The organism is Pseudothauera nasutitermitis (assembly GCF_004801295.1).
GTDB classification, from domain to species: domain Bacteria; phylum Pseudomonadota; class Gammaproteobacteria; order Burkholderiales; family Rhodocyclaceae; genus Pseudothauera; species Pseudothauera nasutitermitis.
Window position 1 is genome coordinate 148,829 of sequence record NZ_SSOC01000004.1, and the last position, 17,697, is coordinate 166,525.

Annotated in this window: 19 protein-coding genes; 11 read left to right on the forward strand and 8 right to left on the reverse strand. The window is 69.2% G+C overall.

The features are described from left to right. Positions 1-6: 6 nt before the first annotated feature. From nifB to nifL, 6 genes are all read right to left on the reverse strand, one after another. Complete coding sequence (nifB, locus tag E6C76_RS11050; protein ID WP_136348311.1) at positions 7-1,518, reverse strand: nitrogenase cofactor biosynthesis protein NifB; 1,512 nt, start codon at positions 1,516-1,518, stop codon at positions 7-9. Positions 1,519-1,793: 275 nt separating this feature from the next. Beyond that, entirely contained in the window at positions 1,794-2,063 is a 270-nt protein-coding gene (locus tag E6C76_RS11055) for a PepSY domain-containing protein (protein WP_211090194.1), read from the reverse strand. A 158-nt stretch (positions 2,064-2,221) separates the two neighbouring features. Further along, entirely contained in the window at positions 2,222-2,443 is a 222-nt protein-coding gene (locus E6C76_RS11060) for a glycine zipper 2TM domain-containing protein (protein ID WP_136348312.1), read from the reverse strand. A gap of 341 nt (positions 2,444-2,784) precedes the next feature. Beyond that, positions 2,785-3,336, reverse strand: coding sequence for an acyloxyacyl hydrolase (locus E6C76_RS11065; RefSeq protein ID WP_136348313.1), 552 nt, complete (start codon positions 3,334-3,336; stop codon positions 2,785-2,787). Between the two features lie 92 nt (positions 3,337-3,428). Further along, positions 3,429-4,979 carry a nif-specific transcriptional activator NifA gene (nifA, locus tag E6C76_RS11070; protein WP_136348314.1) on the reverse strand — a complete coding sequence of 517 codons (1,551 nt, stop codon included), beginning with the start codon at positions 4,977-4,979 and terminating at the stop codon, positions 3,429-3,431. After that, positions 4,976-6,550, reverse strand: coding sequence for a nitrogen fixation negative regulator NifL (gene nifL, locus E6C76_RS11075; protein ID WP_136348315.1), 1,575 nt, complete (start codon positions 6,548-6,550; stop codon positions 4,976-4,978). The genes nifA and nifL overlap by 4 nt, the downstream gene beginning before the upstream one ends. A gap of 262 nt (positions 6,551-6,812) precedes the next feature. Here nifL and rsxA point away from each other — a divergent pair, with 262 nt between their 5' ends. The 7 genes from rsxA to E6C76_RS11110 are packed head-to-tail and all read left to right on the forward strand — an operon-like array spanning position 6,813 to position 12,285. Then, positions 6,813-7,394, forward strand: a complete 582-nt coding sequence (gene rsxA, locus E6C76_RS11080; protein ID WP_136348316.1) for an electron transport complex subunit RsxA — start codon at positions 6,813-6,815, stop codon at positions 7,392-7,394. 16 nt (positions 7,395-7,410) lie between these two features. Then, positions 7,411-7,980 carry an RnfABCDGE type electron transport complex subunit B gene (locus E6C76_RS11085; protein ID WP_136348317.1) on the forward strand — a complete coding sequence of 190 codons (570 nt, stop codon included), beginning with the start codon at positions 7,411-7,413 and terminating at the stop codon, positions 7,978-7,980. Positions 7,981-7,990: 10 nt separating this feature from the next. Next, positions 7,991-9,538 carry an electron transport complex subunit RsxC gene (gene rsxC / locus E6C76_RS11090; protein WP_136348318.1) on the forward strand — a complete coding sequence of 516 codons (1,548 nt, stop codon included), beginning with the start codon at positions 7,991-7,993 and terminating at the stop codon, positions 9,536-9,538. Then, the gene (locus tag E6C76_RS11095; RefSeq protein ID WP_136348319.1) at positions 9,535-10,605 is read left to right on the forward strand and encodes an RnfABCDGE type electron transport complex subunit D; all 1,071 of its coding nucleotides are present in this window, start codon (positions 9,535-9,537) and stop codon (positions 10,603-10,605) included. Before rsxC ends, E6C76_RS11095 begins: the two co-directional genes overlap by 4 nt. A gap of 3 nt (positions 10,606-10,608) precedes the next feature. After that, on the forward strand, positions 10,609-11,259 hold the full coding sequence (rsxG, locus tag E6C76_RS11100; protein WP_136348320.1) for an electron transport complex subunit RsxG: 651 nt from the start codon (positions 10,609-10,611) through the stop codon (positions 11,257-11,259). After that, on the forward strand, positions 11,256-11,990 hold the full coding sequence (locus tag E6C76_RS11105; RefSeq protein WP_136348321.1) for an electron transport complex subunit E: 735 nt from the start codon (positions 11,256-11,258) through the stop codon (positions 11,988-11,990). Before rsxG ends, E6C76_RS11105 begins: the two co-directional genes overlap by 4 nt. A 19-nt stretch (positions 11,991-12,009) precedes the next feature. After that, positions 12,010-12,285, forward strand: coding sequence for an RnfH family protein (locus E6C76_RS11110; RefSeq protein WP_136348322.1), 276 nt, complete (start codon positions 12,010-12,012; stop codon positions 12,283-12,285). 49 nt (positions 12,286-12,334) lie between these two features. On the opposite strand, the gene E6C76_RS11115 is transcribed toward E6C76_RS11110, so the two are convergent. Then, complete coding sequence (locus E6C76_RS11115; protein ID WP_136348323.1) at positions 12,335-12,574, reverse strand: hypothetical protein; 240 nt, start codon at positions 12,572-12,574, stop codon at positions 12,335-12,337. Between the two features lie 78 nt (positions 12,575-12,652). Continuing rightward, positions 12,653-14,284: a methyl-accepting chemotaxis protein gene (locus tag E6C76_RS11120; protein ID WP_168734316.1), complete on the reverse strand. Its 1,632-nt coding sequence runs from the start codon at positions 14,282-14,284 to the stop codon at positions 12,653-12,655. 304 nt (positions 14,285-14,588) lie between these two features. On the opposite strand from E6C76_RS11120, the gene thiL reads away from it, so the two are divergent. The 4 genes from thiL to recA all read left to right on the forward strand — a co-directional run bounded on the left by thiL (position 14,589) and on the right by recA (position 17,688). Then, a complete protein-coding gene (gene thiL, locus E6C76_RS11125) occupies positions 14,589-15,551 on the forward strand; it encodes a thiamine-phosphate kinase (protein ID WP_136348325.1) in 963 nt (320 codons plus the stop codon). Then, complete coding sequence (locus E6C76_RS11130) at positions 15,532-16,038, forward strand: phosphatidylglycerophosphatase A family protein (protein ID WP_230976245.1); 507 nt, start codon at positions 15,532-15,534, stop codon at positions 16,036-16,038. The genes thiL and E6C76_RS11130 overlap by 20 nt, the downstream gene beginning before the upstream one ends. Beyond that, positions 16,035-16,550 carry a CinA family protein gene (locus tag E6C76_RS11135; protein ID WP_136348326.1) on the forward strand — a complete coding sequence of 172 codons (516 nt, stop codon included), beginning with the start codon at positions 16,035-16,037 and terminating at the stop codon, positions 16,548-16,550. The genes E6C76_RS11130 and E6C76_RS11135 overlap by 4 nt, the downstream gene beginning before the upstream one ends. 106 nt (positions 16,551-16,656) lie before the next feature. Then, the gene (recA, locus tag E6C76_RS11140) at positions 16,657-17,688 is read left to right on the forward strand and encodes a recombinase RecA (protein ID WP_136348327.1); all 1,032 of its coding nucleotides are present in this window, start codon (positions 16,657-16,659) and stop codon (positions 17,686-17,688) included. Positions 17,689-17,697: the final 9 nt, after the last annotated feature.

Sequence of the window (17,697 nt, forward strand, 5' to 3'; positions counted from 1 at the left end):
GCCTCCTCAGGCCGCCGCGCGCGCGCCGGCGGGCGCCGCGGCCAGCTTGCCGGCCGCGGCCATCTCGTCGTACACCGCGCGCAGCGCATCGTCGATGGCTTCCATGGCGTGTTCGCCATTGGGCTGGATGCCGGCCTTTTCCAGCTCGCCCCAGGGTTCGAAGCCGATCTTGCTGGCGAGCAGCACTTCCACGCCTTCGAGCGAACGGAGGATGCCGGCGAGCACGCTTTCGCCGTCGCCGCAGGAGGTGTCGCCCATGCAGTAGGGCGTGCATTTGCGATGGCCAAGGAAACGCGCGCTGTCCGCGCCGACTTCGTACACCAGGAATTCGTGGGCGTGGCCGAAGTGCTCGTTGATCAGCCCGCTGCCCTTGGTGGCCACCGCCATGCGCACCTTGCGCAGTGCGGGGGGCGGCGTTTCACTGATCACCAGTCCGGGCTGGAAGCGCGGCGCGGCGCGCAGCTGGCGCTTCCGTTCCAGCTCGGCGTTGATGCGTTCATGCACCTTGGCGCGCTCGACCATCGCCGAGGCGTAGTCGACTTCCAGCGCGTCGATCTTGTCGAGGGTGAATTCCGCGCCGCGATCCTCGCCCAGCATGCCCACCGCGTCGGCGCGGCACTGGCGGCAGTGGCGCATCATCGCCATGTCGCCGGCACAGGCTTCCTGCAGGGTTTCGAGCTCGGCGGCGGTGGGCTCGCGCTGGCCGGTGAGGCCGAAGTAGGTGCCGTGTTCGGCCTCGGCGATCAGCGGCATGACGTTGTGCAGAAAGGCTCCCTTGGCCTTGACCACCTTGGAGACTTCCTTGAGGTGCTCGTCGTTGATGCCGGGGATCATCACCGAGTTGACCTTCACCAGGATGCCGCGCGCGGTGAGCATCTCCAGGCCTTTCTGCTGCTGTTCGACGAGGATGCGCGCGGCTTCCACGCCGCGCATGCGGCGGTGGTTCCAGAAGATCCACGGATAGATGCGCGCGCCGATCTCCGGATCGACGCAGTTGATCGTGATGGTGACGTGGTCGATGTTGTGTCTGGCCAGTTCGTCGACGCATTCCGGCAGCGCCAGGCCGTTGGTGGACACGCACAGCTTGATGTCCGGCGCCTGCTCGGAAAGCATGCGGAAGGTGGCGAAGGTGCGCTCCGGGTTGGCCAGCGGGTCGCCGGGGCCGGCGATGCCCAGCACGCTCATCTGCGGAATGGCGGCGGCCACCGCCAGGGTCTTGCGCACGGCCTGTTCCGGGGTCAGCAGTTCGGACACCACGCCTGGGCGTGACTCGTTGGAGCAGTCGTACTTGCGGTTGCAGTAGTGGCACTGGATGTTGCAGGCCGGCGCCACCGCGACGTGCATGCGGGCGAAGTGGTGGTGCGCCTCTTCCGAATAGCAGGGGTGGTCCTGCACCCTGGCGCGGATGTGCTCGGGCAGATGCGCCAGCGCGTCCGGCGCGCTGCCGCAGCCACCCGAACTACAGCCCCCGCCGCCGGCCGCGGCCGGCGCGGCATTGTGGATGACCGGCAGTTCCATCGTCGTTCCCCTTGCGAGCGCTGATGCCATGGCGTCGCAAGCCGCATGCCAGCCGCGGGAACGATTCAACTCATTGATTCATATGGATTCGTGTGAGGCGCGGGCGCACATTGTCGGACATTTCACCGTACGTCCGGTGGACCTTTGTGGCACACCCAACAAGCCGTGGGAGTCCGCGCCGTGCCGTCTCCGTGCGCTGCGGAAGGCGAAGCATTGTCCCGGCCGCAAAGAAAACGGCGGGACCTGCCCGCCGTTGTGCATCGATGTCGCCCGGCTCAGTCGTCCGCGCGTTCGGAGAGCAAGGCGCCGCTGTGCGGATCGACGCGCAGGTCGAACTTGCGGCCCTGGCGGTAGGCTTCGATCTCCCAGCGGCCGTCGTCGAAGTCCACTTCGACGATCGGACCATAGCCCTGGCGCTCCAGCGCGGCGACGATTTCCGACAGCGGACGGGCGTCGGCGGGCGGACGGTCGGCGGCGGCGAGGGGGGTCGAGAAAAAGGCGGCGCTGGCGACCATGAAGGCGGCGATCGTGTTCTTGTTGAGCATGTCGGAGTCTCCGTCGGGGTCGGGGTGCATGATTCATGTCGAGGCGGGATGCTGGAAAGAATTGTGCCCTCGCCGCATCGGGGATGGCAGGCCGCCTTACACCTCGACACAACCGGCGGCGCACGGCCGCCGGCCGTGCTGCGCCTTCTCCGGCTTATTCATTTGCGCTGCTTGCCGACCTGGTCGCCGATCACGCCGCCGATCGCCGCGCCGCCCACGGTGCCGAGCACACCGCCGTCGGTGATCACCGCGCCGGCCACGCCGCCGACGCCCGCGCCGATCACGGCGCTTTTTTCACGCGAGGACATGCCGTCCCAGGTCGCGCAGCCGCTCAGCGCAAGGATGACGGCCGCTGCGGGAATCAGTCGTCGGATGTTCATGGTGCGTACCTCCTCGTTCCTGGGCTGGGTACAGGCGCGCCGTGGCACGGCCGCTCCTGTGGATACAGACCGAAGATCGCAGAAAGGGTGCGCGAGGGTGGAGCGGCTTTGTATCGGCGGTTTACGTCCGCGGGCAGCGCCTGGCGGTGCCCGCGGATGTCCGTCTGCAAGGCTGCGCGGTGTGCAATGGCGCGGCTTGCAGGGGAAACGGCGCGGCGCGGAAGGCCTGTCCACCGGAATGAGGATGCATGGCGAGGCCGCGTAGGGTGAACATGTGGAAACAGGATGGCGGCGCAGGCACGCGCGCCGGAGCAAAGGCGTCGGCAGGTGCCTGCGGTGTGCTAGAAGCGCTTGCCGAGCAGGATCTGGTACAGGTCGAGGCCGTCGTTGGGCTTCTTGATGTCGGCATTGGAGTAGTGCGAGTACTGCAGGCCGAGGTCCCAGCCGCCGGTGAATTCCAGCCCCAGCCCCAGGTGCTGGGAGAACTGGAAGTGACTGGAGATGTCCCGGTGTCCCAGGCGGTCGCCGCTGAACAGCGCGGCGCCCAGGCCGACCTCCGCGTAGGGGCGGATGCCGCCCTCGCGTTTCTGCACGCGCAGCAGGCCGATGGCGCCGGCCTGGCTGAGCCGGTCGTTGCCGGGGTGCGAGCCGGTATAGCGGAGCTGGCTGAGTTCCACCTCCGGGCGCAGCGTGGCGTCCCAGCTTTCCCACTGGTGGGTCCACACAGGATTGAGACGCAGGCCCAGGCCGGTGCGTTCGTAGTCGTCGCCACCGTTGCGGCCATGTTTGAGAACCACTTCGAAGTCTTGGGCGGCTGCGGGCGGGATACAGGCGCCCAGGACGGCGGAGAGCAGGAGTGCGGGGAATGCGTGGTATTTGCGAATCAGGTTCATCGGGTTCACCAGTGGGGTTGCGCGTTGGAGAAACGGTGAAGCGCCGTTGAATACGGCGTCTGCGCGGAAATATTACCTGATTGCTACCCGATTTAAATCTGTCGCACCTTGATGTTGAGCGTCTGGATGCGGTAGGCGATCTGCCGAGGGGTCATGTTGAGCAGGCGCGCCGCCTTGGCCTGCACCCAGCCGGCTTGTTCGAGCGCGGCGATGACGCGCTCGCGCTCGTCCAGATCGGGATCGTCCAGGTTGATCGCGCCGCCGCCGTGCAGTGGGGTGACGCGCTCCTCGATGCCGGAGATGAGGATCAGGTCGCGGTCGATGGCGCCGTCCTCGCTCATCACCGCGGCGCGCTCGATGCAGTTTTCCAGTTCGCGCACGTTGCCCGGCCAGGTGTGGTGCAGCAGCACGCGCAGCGCGCTGTCGGTGATGGTGAGCGGGCGGCCCTGCAGGGCGGCGATCTTGTCCACCAGGTGGCGGGCGATCTCCGGGATGTCCTCCACGCGTTCGCGCAGCGGCGGCAGCGGGATGGGCATGACGTTGAGGCGGTAGTACAAGTCCTCGCGGAACCTGCCCTGCTCGACCTCGGCTTCCAGGTCGCGGTTGGTGGCGGCGATCACGCGCACGTCCACCTTCAGCGTGCGTGCGCCGCCCACGCGCTCCAGTTCGCCTTCCTGCAGCACGCGCAGCAGCTTGGCCTGGAAGGAGGCGGAGATCTCGCCGATCTCGTCGAGGAACAGGGTGCCGCCGTCGGCCATCTCGAAGCGGCCCTTGCGCTGGGTGAGCGCGCCGGTGAATGCGCCTTTTTCGTGGCCGAACAGTTCGGATTCGAGCAGGTTCTCCGGCAGCGCCGCGCAGTTGAGCTTGACGAAGGGGCCGGCGGCGCGCGGCGAATTGTAGTGGATGGCCTGGGCGATGAGTTCCTTGCCGGTGCCGGTTTCGCCGCGTACCAGCACGGTGGTGTTCCACTTGGCGACCTGGCGTACCTGCTCGAAGACCTGCTTCATCTTCGGCGTGTGGCCGACCACGTTGTCGAAGCCGTAGCGGTTGCGCACGGTGCGCCGCAGGGTGTCGCGCTCCTCGGCGAGGTCGCGGCGCTCCTGGCGCACCTGCAGGGCCAGGCGCACGGTCTGGCCGATCAGGTTGGCGACCATCTCGGCGAGATGGGCATCGTCCTCCAGGCGGTCGCGCGCGGCGGCGGGCGGCTGCAGGGCGAGCACGCCGAGGGTTTCGTGGCCGACGCGGATCGGCACGGCGATGAACGACGCCTCGCCATCGAACAACCCGCGCTGGGCGAGATAGCGCGCATCGTCGGCAAGGCGTTCGAGCACCTGCGCGCGCCCGCGCTGCAATACCAGGCCGATCACGCCTTCTCCGGCACGCCAGCGGAGATCGGGCGTACAGGAGGCATCCACCCCGTGCAGCGCGGAGATGGCCATGGCTTCGCCATCCGGTTCGGTGAGGGTGACCAGGGCGCGGTTGAAGCCGCATTCCTCGTCGAGCACGCGCAGCACTTCGACCAGCGTTTCGCGCAGTTCGAGCGTGCGCGACAGCACGCGGCTGACGCGATACAGCGACTCGAGCGCGGATTCCAGCCAAGTCACGCGCTGCTCGCCGGCGTCGGCGGGGATGGGCGAATTCATCCGTGGCCCTCCGGCGCGGCCGCGCCGCCGCGCGAGGCCGGGAAGCTGACCAGCAGGCGACAGCCGCCGGTGTGGCGGGGGTCGATTTCCAGCACGCCGCGATGGCGGCTGACGATCTCCTGGGCGAGCGCCAGACCGACGCCGCGCGCGCCGCCGCGCGAGGGCTTGGTGGAGAAGAAGGGTTCGAAGATCTTCAGGCGCAGTGCCTCGGGGATGCCCGGGCCGGTGTCGACGATCTCGGCTTCCACCTGGCCGCCGTGCGCGGCGGTGCGCAGAAACAGTGCGCGTTCGCGCCAGCCGCGCACGTTCATGGCCTCGATGGCGTTGCCGATGAGCTGGCGGAACAGATTGCGCAGCGCCGCCGGGTCGCCCTGCACCGAGGGCAGCACGTGGGCCGGGTGCCAGTCGACAGTCACGCCGGCCGACAGCAGGGCGTCGGTTTCCAGCATCAGCACGTCGCGCAGGACCTCGTTAAGGTTGACCGGGCCGGCGGGTTCGTGGGGTTCCGGCGGCATGGCCGCCTGCAGGGTGGCGATGGCCTGCTCGCCGGCGGCCTGCGCATCGGCCAGCACCCTGGCGAGCGGGTCGCACACGGCGCCGGGGCCGCAGCGGCGCTTCTGCAGCGCGGCGGCGGCGGCGATCAGGTTGACCGGGCGCTGCAGCTGGAAGACGGCGCCGGCCAGGGTCTCGCGCAGACTCTGGTTGAATTCTCCCTCGGAGAGCATGGCGCGCATCGCCGCCAGGCGCAGCGCCTCTTCCTGGCGCTTGGATGCACTGATGTCGTGCATGACCAGCAACTGGTAGTCGCTGCGGTCGTCGCCGTAGAAGGCATCGGGCAGCGTGGAGCGCTCCTCGAACCAGGCCAGCGAACAGGCGTACCAGCGCGCCTCGCCGCCGGGGCGCTCGAAGCGCAGTTCGTGGCCGGACAGCGCGCGGCGGTGGGTGACGGCGTGATGGAAGGCTTCGCCCAGGCTGTGCTGCAGCGCGCCCATCACCGCGTGGGCGGGTTCGCCCCCGCCCAGTTCGCTGGCGATGCGCCGGTAGGCGGGGTTGTCGAGCACCACCCGGCCGTCGCTGTTGAGCAGCGCGACCGCCACCGGGGCCACCGAGATCACCGATTCGATCAGTTGCTTGTGGTTGGTGAGCTGCTGCGACAGGCGGTGCTCATCGGTGGCGTCCCAGTGCATGCCCAGGTAGTGCGGTTCGCCCTCGCCCTGCGCGCTCAGCGGGGTGACGGTGAGCTCGGCCACGTAGGGGCTGCCGTCCTTGCGGCGGTTGAGCAGGCGGCCGGTCCACGAGCGGCCGTCGGTGAGCGCCTGCCACAGTTCCTGATACACCGTCTTGGGGGTGGATTTGTAGGACAGCAGCGACTGGTTGCGCCCGACCACCTCCTCGGCGGCGTAGCCGGTGATCGCGCAGAACGCCCGATTGACATAGAGCACGGTGGCCCGCGCGTCGGTGATCGAGATGGCGATGGCCGACTGGTCCACCGCGTGATGGAACAAGGCGTCGGTGATGTGTTCCGGAATGGCGCGGGACACGGGGGCGGCGCTGGGGGCGGGTGTGGCCATGGCGGAACTCTCGCGATGATGGCGCTTTTTTCAAGCAAGCCATGTGCCACGGCAGCCCGGCGGGAAGCGCCCCGGCGGGCCGGGGAATCGTCCGCCGGGGGCTTGTCGCAATCGCGACAATACGCCACGGCGATGGCGCAAGAAGTACAGCAAACGTGCGCCGGGCGATCCGCTCAGTGCCGATAAATCATCCACTTACGCATCGTTTCCGGGATGGCACGCGTTCTGCTCGCATCAGGCCGTGTGCTAGGAGAACGAGGCGATGAACGAGTGGTTGATGGTCCTGCTGGGTACTGCGCTGGTCAACAACGTGGTGCTGGTGAAGTTCCTCGGCCTGTGCCCCTTCATGGGCGTGTCGCGCAAGATCGACAGCGCGCTGGGCATGAGCCTGGCCACCACCTTCGTGCTGGTGCTGACCAGCGCGCTGACCTGGGTGCTGGAACACGAGCTGCTGGCGCCGCTGGGGCTGGGCTATCTGCGCATCCTCGGTTTCATCCTGGTGATCGCCGCCACGGTGCAGTTCGTCGAGCTGGTGATGAAGAAGAACACCCCGGAACTGCACCAGGTGCTCGGCCTGTACCTGCCGTTGATCACCACCAACTGCGCGGTGCTCGGCATCGCCCTGCTCAACGCGCAGGAGGGCGCGGGCTTCGTCCCCAGCGTGCTGTACGCGTTCGGTTCCGGCGTGGGTTTCACCATCGCGCTGATCCTGTTCGCCGGCCTGCGCGAACGCCTGGCCCTGGCACGCGTGCCGGCGGCCTTTTCCGGCGCGCCGATCGGCTTCATCACCGCCGGGCTGCTGGCGCTGGCCTTCATGGGCTTTGCCGGCCTCACCAATCACTGACACGGAGGTACGTACGATGTTGGGCGCCATCCTCAGTCTCTCGCTGCTCGGCGTGTCCCTCGGCCTGGTCCTGGGGCTGGCGGCGCGCAAGTTCCGTGTCGAGTCCGGCGGCATCGAAGCCGAACTGCAGGCCCTGATGCCGGGCAGCAACTGCGGGCAGTGCGGCTATCCCGGCTGTGCCGGCGCAGCCGCCGCACTGGCCAGGGGCGAGGCTGCGGTCACCTGCTGTCCGCCGGGCGGCAAGGCGCTGGCCGAAACCCTGGCCGCCCGCCTGGGGGTGTCGCTCGACGCCTCGGCGGTGGCCGAGGAACTGCCGCGCATCGCCGGCGTGCAGGAGGAAATCTGCATCGGCTGTACCAAGTGCTTCAAGGTCTGCCCGACCGACGCGGTGCTCGGCGCCGCCAAGCAGATCCATGTGGTGATCCGCGAAGCCTGCACCGGCTGCGCGAAATGCGAGAACACCTGCCCGACCGGCGCGATCATGCTGACCCCGGTGCCGGTGACCCTGCAGACCTGGGTATGGCCCAGGCCGGCCGCCACCCCGTCGCCGGAAAGCGTGCTGGCCGGCGCCGGCGCGGGGGCGTGAGGAGAGCACCATGGGCGCACCCGACACGCCGCTGTTCGTCCGCCTCTCCCGCCTGCTGAAGCGCTGGGGGGCACATCCGGAAGGGCACAAGTACCCGGCCGCGGGCACCGAGATCACCGCCATCCCGCTGCCCGCCCTACTCACCCTGCCACTGTCCCAGCACGTCGGCGCGCCGGCGCGCCCGGTGGTCGCGGTCGGCCAGCGTGTGCTGCGCGGGCAGTTGCTGGCCGAGGCCGCCGCGACCATCTCGGCGCCGATCCACGCGCCGACCTCGGGCACCGTCACCGGCATCGCCGAAGTCCCGGTGCCGCATCCTTCCGGGCTTAGCGGCATGGCGATCCTGCTGGCGCCGGACGGCCTGGACGAGGCGGTCGAGTTCCACGGCGCCGATCCCTTCACCCTGGAGCCGGCCGAGATCGCCCGCCGCGTGGCCGCCGCCGGGGTGGTCGGCCTGGGCGGCGCGGCGTTCCCGGCCGCGGTCAAGCTCAGCCAGGGCCAGCGCACGCCGATCTCCACGCTGATCATCAACGGTGGCGAATGTGAGCCCTACCTGTCGTGCGACGATCGTCTGATGCGCGAGCGCGCCCCGGCGGTGGTCGATGGCGCGCGCATCATCCGGCATACGGTGGGCGCCGGGCGCGTGCTGATCGGCGTCGAAACCAACAAGCCGGAGGCCATCGCCGCGCTGCGCGAGGCCGCCGCCGGGCTTGAGGGCATCCGCGTGGTGCCGGTGCCCAGCCGCTACCCGATGGGCTCGGCGCAGCAGCTCATCTCCTGGCTCACCGGGCTGGAGGTGCCGGCGGAAGGGCGTTCCGCCGACATCGGCATGCTGGTGCACAACGTCGGCACCGCGGTGGCCATCCACCGCGCGATCCGCTTCGGCGAGCCGTTCACCAAGCGTGTGGTGACGGTGACCGGCGGCGCGCTGCGCACGCCGCGCAACCTGGAGGTCTGCCTGGGCACGCCAGCCGCCGCGCTGGTGGAATTCTGCGGCGGCCTGGTCGATACCCCGGCCCGCCTGGTGATCGGTGGGCCGATGATGGGCATCGCGGTGAACACGCTGGATCTGCCGATCATCAAGGGCACCGGCGGCGTGCTGGCGCTGAGCGCGGCGGAAACCGGCGCGCGTCGGGAAGAAGGCCCGTGCATCCGCTGCACTTCCTGCGTGGGCGCCTGCCCGATCGGGCTGCTGCCGCTGGAGATGGCCGCGCGCATCCGCGGCGGCGACCTCGGCGCCTCGGTGGATCTCGGTCTGAAGGACTGCATCGGCTGCGGCACCTGTGCCTTCGTCTGTCCGTCGAAGATCCCGCTGGTGCAGTACTTCAACCACGCCAAGGGCGAACTGGCCGCACGCGAGCGCAGCAAGCTCAAGCAGGACGCCATCCGCGAACTGGCCGAGGCGCGCAGCGCGCGCATGGAACGCGAAGCGCGCGAAAAGGCCGAGGCCGCTGCGCGCCGCAAGGCCGAGCGCGAGCGTGCCAAGGCGGAAGCCGCCGCCAAGGCCGCCGCCGCAGCGGCGGCGGCCGAGAAATCTGCCAGCGAGGAAAACACGGCATGAATCTTTTCGTTTCCTCCCCGCACGCCCACGGCGCCCGCCCGGTGGGCCAGGTGATGCTGCTGGTGATGCTGGCGCTGCTGCCCGCCACGCTGGCCGGCTTCTGGCACTTCGGCTGGCCGGCCATCTATCTGTGGCTGGTCACCGTGATCTCCTGTGCGTTCACCGAGACGCTGTGCGTGCGCCTGACCGGCCGCAAGGCCGGACCGGCGCTGGCCGACGGCTCGGCGGTGCTCACCGGCTGGCTGCTGGCGCTGTCCCTGCCGCCGTGGGCGCCGTGGTGGGCCGGCGTGATCGGCGGCGCCTTTGCCATGGTGGTGTGCAAGCACGCCTTTGGCGGGCTGGGGCAGAACCTGTTCAATCCGGCGATGGCCGCGCGGGTGATGCTGCTGATTTCCTTCCCGGTGGAGATGACCCAGTGGCTCGCGCCGGTGCCGCTGGGCAGCGCCGAGGCGCCCAGCGCCCTGGGCGCGCTGGCAATCACCTTCGGCGCGATTCCCGACGGCATGACCAGCGCCTCGCTGCTCGACCACGTGCGCAACGAGGCCACCCAGGGCATCACGCTATCGACCAGCCTGACCGGCGTGTATGACCCGCTGGAACTGAGCGTCGGCGTGCGCGCCGGCAGCATGGGCGAAACCACGGCTTTGCTGCTGGCCGGCGGCGGCATCTTCCTGCTCTTCATGCGCGTCATCGGCGTGCGCATCCCGGCCGCCTTCCTGCTCGGCATCGCGCTGCCGGCGGCGCTGGCGCACTTTCTCGCGCCGGAGCGCTACCTGCCGCCGATGGCCCATCTGCTGGCCGGCGGGGTGATGCTGGGCGCCTTCTTCATCGCCACCGACTACGTCACCTCGCCATCCACGCCGCTGGGCCAGTGGGTGTTCGGCCTGGGCTGCGGCCTGCTGACCTGGATCATCCGTACCTGGGGGGCCTATCCGGAGGGGGTGGCCTTCGCCGTGCTGCTGATGAACGCGGCCACGCCGCTGATCGACCACTACACCCGCCCGCGCATCTTCGGCCGCACGCGCAGCGGGCGCAGCCTGCCGCCGGCGGCGCCGAAAGGAAACTGAGCGATGAGCGACGGCGCATCCACGAAGCATCTCGACAGCCTGTGGTTCCAGGGTGTTTCGCTCGGCGCGGTGGCGCTGGTGGCCACCACGGCGCTGGCGTTCGCCTACCGCACCGCCGGTCCGGCGATCGCGCTGGCCGAGGCGCGCGACGTGGCCGCCTCGCTCGCCCAGGTACTGCCGGAGAACTTCCACGACAATGACCTGCTCGCCGACACCACCCGCGTCGACGGCGTGGATGGCCGCCCGCTCACCGTGCATCGGGCGCGCCGGCAGGGCGAGGTGAAGGCGGTGATCTTCCAGATGGTCGGCAAAGGCTACGCCGGGCCGATCCGCCTGGTGATGGGCGTCGATCTGGAAGGCCGGCTGACCGGCGTGCGCATCACCGGACATACCGAAACCCCCGGCCTGGGCGACAAGATCGAGGTGGCCCGCCACCCCTGGGTGCATTCCTTCGCCGGCAAGTCGCTGGAAGACCCCGTCCCTGCGCGCTGGGCGGTGAAGAAGGATGGCGGCGAGTTCGACCAATTCGCCGGCGCCACCATCACCCCGCGCGCCGTGGTGCAGGCCGTCAAGGCCGGCCTCGACGTGTACGCCGCGCAGCGCGCCGCCATGCTGGCCGATGCGCCGGCCGCCAATGGGAGCCCGTCCGAATGAGCACCGCCACCGCCGAACCGCAGGCCGCCGCCGGCGTGCCGCAAGCCCCCCGACCGGCCTTCGACTACCGCCGCATCGTCGCCAACGGGCTGTGGACCGAGAACATGGTGTTCACCCAGATGCTGGCGCTGTGCCCGCTGCTGGCGGTCACCTCGTCGGCCACCAACGGGCTGGGCATGGGCATCGCCACCACGCTGGTGCTGGTGATGTCCAACATCGTCGTCGCCTTGCTGCGCAACTGGATCAGCCCGAGCGTGCGCATCCCGGTGTTCGTGGTGATCCTGGCCGGTCTGGTGACCCTGCTGGACATGAGCCTCAACGCCTGGCTGCACGACCTGTACAAGGTGCTCGGCCTGTTCATCGCGCTGATCGCGGTCAATTGCGGGGTATACGGCCGCGCCGAGGCCTTCGCCTCGAAGCATCCGCTGCTGCCTTCCATCGTGGACGGCATCGCGGTGGGGCTGGGTTTCACCCTGGCGCTGGTGGTGCTCGGCACGGTGCGCGAGATCCTCGGCACGGGCACGCTGTTCTCCGGCGCCAGCATGCTGCTGGGCGAGCCCTTCCGCTTCATGGAAATGACCCTGTTCGACGACTACCAGGGCTTCCTGCTGATGATCCTGCCGCCCGGCGGCTTTCTCGCGCTGGGCTTCCTGATCGCTGCCAAGCGGGTCTGGGAGACGCGTCGCGGACAACGCCGGACGGCGGCATTGCCGGATGGCGCCGGCGCATGAACGCGGGGAGGACGATGCGATGAGAGTGGGCGTGGCCTATGCCGACGGCAGCCGCCAGGTGTGGCTGCGGATCGACGTGCCGGAGGGCGCCAGCGCGCTGGACGCCATCCAGCGTTCCGGCCTGCTGGAGATGTACCCGGCGATCGATCTGGAAACGCAGAAGGTGGGCGTGTTCGGCAAGCTGGTGAAACTGGATGCCACCCTGCAACAGGGTGATCGCGTGGAGGTCTATCGGGAGATCGTCTGCGACCCTTCCCAGGTGCCGCGCCGTGACGGCGGGGATGACGAGGACTGAGCCCGTCCGCGACCTTCCCGTAGGAAAGTGGCGCTTCAGGACGCGCCCCTCAGACCAGCCCGTTCTGCGATATGCCGCCGCCCAGCAGCAGGGTCAGCAGCAGCGCCGAGGCGATCGTCGCCAGCATCACCCAGGTCGCCGCGTAGTTGTCGTCCACATGGCGCAGGCCGTTACGCAGCATGCGCCGCAGGCGGCAGTGGGGGCACAGCCCGTCCGCGTCGCCCGCCCGCAACAGGCCGCAATCGGCACAACGCTTCCCGGCCGGCAAGGCCATGTTTCTTGCATTCATCCGCGCACCTCCGATGTCGATGGGCGGGATCAGAATGGCAAAAGACCATTACAGAAAAATGGATATTGCGTGATGCGCTCAGGCGGTGCGGAAGTGGCCGACCTCCTGCTTGAGATTGCCGGCCAGTTCTTCGAGTCTGCGCACCGCGGCGGCGACTTCGTCGACCGCCGCGCGGTTGTCCTCGGTGGCGGCGACAATGCCCTGTACCTGTTCGCTCACCGTCGCGCTGGCCTGGCTCTGGGATTGCGCGGCGGCGGCGATGGCGTTGATCCGGCCGAGCATCGCGGCGCTGTCCGCGTTGATGCCGGCCAGCGCGCCGGCCAGTTCACCGGCGATTTCGGCGCCCTTGCTCACCCGGGCGAAGCCACCCTCCATGTCGCCGACCGCCGCCGCCACATCGGCCTGGATCGCGACGATCATGCCTTTGATCTGGTCGGTCGCCCCGCCGGTGCGCTCGGCCAGCTTGCGCACCTCGTCGGCCACCACCGCGAAGCCGCGACCCTGCTCGCCGGCGCGCGCCGCCTCGATCGCCGCGTTGAGGGCGAGCAGGTTGGTCTGCCCGGCGATCTCGTTGATCACCTGCACGATGCCGCCGATCTCGTCGGAGCGCCGGCGCAGTTCCGCCACCCGCGCCACCGCGTTCTGCATGTCGGCCGCGATGCGTGCCATCTCGGCGGCGCTGTCGCGCGAGGTCAGCTCGCCGCGGGTCGATACCCGCGCGGACTGCTCCGACAGGTCGGAAGTCTCGCGGGTATTGGTCGCCACCTCGGTGATGCTGAGGCTGATCTCCTGCATCGAGTCCGCCGCCGAGCGCGCCGCCTCGGACTGGTGCGCGGAACTGTCGGCAATGCGCCCGGTGGCCTGCGTCACCAGGGCCGCGGTGTCGGCGACCTGCCCGGCGTCGGAGAGGATGCGCTGCAAGGTGGCCTGCAGGCTGTCCATCAGCGCATTGAAGCAGGCCGCGGTCTGGCCGAGTTCGTCCCGCCCCGACTGGGTGCTGCGGCGCGAAAGGTCGCGGCTGTCGTGGATGCCGGTGATCACCGCCCGCAGTTCGCCGAATGCGCCGACCACGCCGCGGATCAGCAAGGTGCCGAAGCCGAGTCCGAAACCAATGCCCGCCACCGCCGCGACGAACATAGTGTTGCGCGCCAGCAGGTAGCCGTTGCGCGCGCGCTCGTATTCGGCGCGCGCGCCTTCCACCTGCATCGTCTCCAGCCGCTCGATGCCGGCCTGGAGTGGCGGAAAGAGCGTTTCGTTGGCAAATTGCAGGGCCGTCTCCAGGGAATCGAAGTCGCGGATCTCCAGCGCCCGCACCGCCGGCAGCAGCCCCTGGTCGAGGAAACGCGCGCGGTCGGCGGCGAAGCTGTCCGCCGCCGCCTGCTCCTCCCCGCCCAGCGGCCGGGAGGCATACTCGCCCCACAGCGCGTCGATCTGCGCGAGGTTGTGTTCCATCGCGGCCAGGTGGGCGTTGACCTTCTCCGGCATCGGGAACAGTGCCGCATCGGTGAGCCACAACTGGTTGAGGATCAGCAGCTTGCTGATCGAGGCGATGCGCTGGAGGGCCACCGTGCGGTCGCTGTATACGCGTTCCAGGCTGCGGTCCGCGGTATGCATACCCTTCCAGCCGAGGGCGAAGATGAGCAGCGAGATTGTCGATACGACGCCCAGCAGCAAGGCCAGCCGCGTGGCGATGCGGATATTGCGGAACATGTGCTTGTCTCCTCTGTGCGCCGGGGTACATTGCCCCATTGCCATATTCGTCCGGCTTTCAATCCACCCGCGCTACCGCCGGGCCGGAATTAATTCGAACGTTCGTTTGATTCTAGTTGGAAAACCGGCCGGACTGTCAACATGGATGTGTTTTGCCGGTGGCGGGCGGAAATCTCCGGAGCCGGCCCGCGCGGCCTCCGCGCAGCCATGACCGGGGGCCGGCCGGTTTGTGCAAAAACCTTCAGGATGCGGGCCTCCCTGCGGTAGGCTCTTGAACTGTCATGGAACAGGCGCCCCGACCGTCATGCCCGGTGAATTCGATCTGATCCGCCGCCACTTCACCCGGCCGGCCGGCCATACCGCGCTGGCGGTGGGCGACGACGCCGCACTGCTGGCGCCGCGGCCCGGCATGCAGTTGGCCGTGTCCACCGACATGCTGGTGGCCGGCACCCATTTCCTGCCCGACACCGACCCCACCGACCTGGGCTGGAAGACCCTGGCGGTCAATCTCTCCGACCTCGCGGCCATGGGGGCGGAGCCGCGCTGGGCGTTTCTGGCGCTGGCGCTGCCGGTGGCCGACGATGCCTGGCTGGCGGCCTTTGCCGACGGGCTGTTCGCCTGTGCCGAGGCCTTCGGCGTGGATCTGGCCGGCGGTGATACCACCCGCGGCCCGCTCAACCTCACGGTGACCGTGATCGGCGAAGTGCCGGCCGGACAGGCCATCACCCGCGGCGGCGCGCGGCCCGGCGACCGGCTGTGGGTCTCCGGCCAGCCGGGGCGCGCCGCGCTGGGCTTGGCCGCGCTGCGTGGCGGCCTGGCGCTGCCGCCGGACGGGCGGGCGCGCTGCTTGGCGGCGCTGCACCGCCCGCAGCCCCGGGTCGCGCTGGGGCTGGCGTTGCGCGGGCTGGCCAGCGCGATGCTGGACGTCTCCGACGGCCTGCTTGGCGACCTGAACCACATCCTGACCGCGTCACGCTGCGGCGCCATCGTCGATATCCCCGTGCTGCCCCTGGAGCCGCTGCTGGCCTGCGGCGCCCCTCACGACGAGGCGCTGCCCGCCCTGCTGTCCGGCGGCGACGACTATGAGCTGCTGTTCGCCGCGCCGCCCGCCGCCTCCGCCGCCATCGCCGACGTGGCGGTGCGGCTGGATCTGCCGTTACACTGCATCGGCCAACTTACCGCCCAACCGGGCGGCCTGCTGCTGCGCGATGCCGACGGCAGCCTGCGCCCGCCCACGACGACCGGCTATGACCACTTCGCCCGCTGAAATGCCCGCCACGCCCACCGTCCGCTTCATGATGAGCCATCCGGCGCATTTCATCTCGCTCGGCTTCGGCGCGGGCCTGTCGCCCAAGGCGCCGGGCACGGTGGGCACGCTGGTGGGCTGGCTGCTCTACCCGCTGCTGCGCACGCCGGTGTCCGAAATGGTGTTCCTGGCCTTTCTGGTCAGCCTGTTCGTCGCCGGGGTGCTCGCCGCCGAGCGCACCGGCCGCGCGCTCGGCGTGCCGGACCACGGCGCCATCGTCTGGGACGAGATGGTGGCGATCTGGCTGGTGCTGCTGTTCACCCCAGCCACGCTGCTCTGGCAGGCCGGCGCGGTGGCCCTGTTCCGCTTCTTCGACATCGTCAAGCCGCCGCCCATCCGCCAAGCCGACCGCCGGCTGAAAGGCGGCTTCGGGGTGATGTTCGACGACCTCATCGCCGCCGGCTACACCCTGCTGGTGCTCGCCGTGCTGATCCGCGTGGTGGGCTGATGGACGCGGAACTGATGGAACTCTCCCGCCGGCTCGGCGAGGCGTTGCGCGCGCGCGGCTGGAAGCTGGTCACCGCCGAATCGTGCACCGGCGGCTGGATCGCCGAGGTGGTCACCGCCACGGCGGGCAGCTCGGCCTGGTTCGACCGGGGCTACGTCACCTATTCCAACGAATCCAAGTGCGAGATGCTGGAAGTCGCGCCGATCACCCTGGAAGTGCACGGCGCGGTCAGCGAGGCTACCGTGCGCGAGATGGTGGCCGGCGCGCTGGCGCACAGCCGTGCCGACGTGGCGGTGGCGGTGTCCGGCATCGCCGGCCCGGACGGCGGCACGCCGGCCAAGCCGGTGGGCACCGTGTGCCTGGGCTGGGGCGTGTACGGCGAGCCGCCGCGCGTGGAAACCCAGCAGTTCTCCGGCGACCGCGAGGCGGTGCGGCGCCGGACGGTGATCCACGCCCTGCGCGAAATCATCGCGCTCGCGGGCGGATCGGCCATTCTACAAAAGTTGCTGTAAATAAATTCAGGCAATAGACTGCGGGCAGGCGCGCCTGCGGTCCTCCGGCGGGCGCATTCCTGCAAACTCTGTGCCATAATCCGCCAATCACTCAGGAATACTTCATATGGACGACAACAAGGCCAAGGCCCTGGCTGCCGCGCTCTCGCAGATCGAAAAGCAGTTCGGCAAGGGTTCGATCATGCGCATGGGCGACGGCAATGTCGAAAAGGACATCCAGACCGTATCCACCGGCTCGCTCGGGCTGGACATCGCGCTCGGCCTCGGCGGCCTGCCGCGCGGCCGGGTCGTGGAGATCTACGGTCCGGAATCCTCCGGCAAGACCACGCTGACCCTGCAAGTGGTCGCCGAGATGCAGAAGCTCGGCGGCACCGCCGCCTTCATCGACGCCGAGCACGCCCTGGACGTGGGCTACGCCGAGAAACTCGGCGTGAACATTGGCGACCTGCTGATCTCCCAGCCCGACACCGGCGAGCAGGCGCTGGAAATCGCCGACATGCTGGTGCGCTCCGGCGGCGTGGACATCGTGGTCATCGACTCGGTCGCCGCGCTCACCCCCAAGGCCGAAATCGAAGGCGAGATGGGCGACCAGCTGCCCGGCCTGCAGGCCCGCCTGATGAGCCAGGCGCTGCGCAAGCTCACCGCCAACATCAAGCGCACCAACACCCTGGTGATCTTCATCAACCAGATCCGCATGAAGATCGGCGTGATGTTCGGCAACCCGGAGACCACCACCGGCGGCAACGCGCTCAAGTTCTATTCCAGCGTGCGCATGGACATCCGCCGCACCGGCACGATCAAGCGCGGCGAAGAGGTGGTCGGCTCCGAAACCAAGGTCAAGGTGGTCAAGAACAAGGTCGCCCCGCCGTTCCGCGAAGCGCGCTTCGACATCCTGTATGGCGAGGGCGTGTCGCGTGAGGGCGAGATCATCGACTTGGGCGTCGACCACAAGATCGTCGAGAAGTCCGGCGCCTGGTACGCCTACAACGGCGACAAGATCGGCCAGGGCAAGGACAACGTGCGCGAGTTCCTGCGCGCCAATCCGGTGCTCGCCCGCGAAATCGAAAACAAGGTGCGCGTGGCGCTGGGCCTGAAGGAACTGCCTGCGCCCGGCGCCCAACCGGCCGCCGAGGCCTGAAGCAACGGC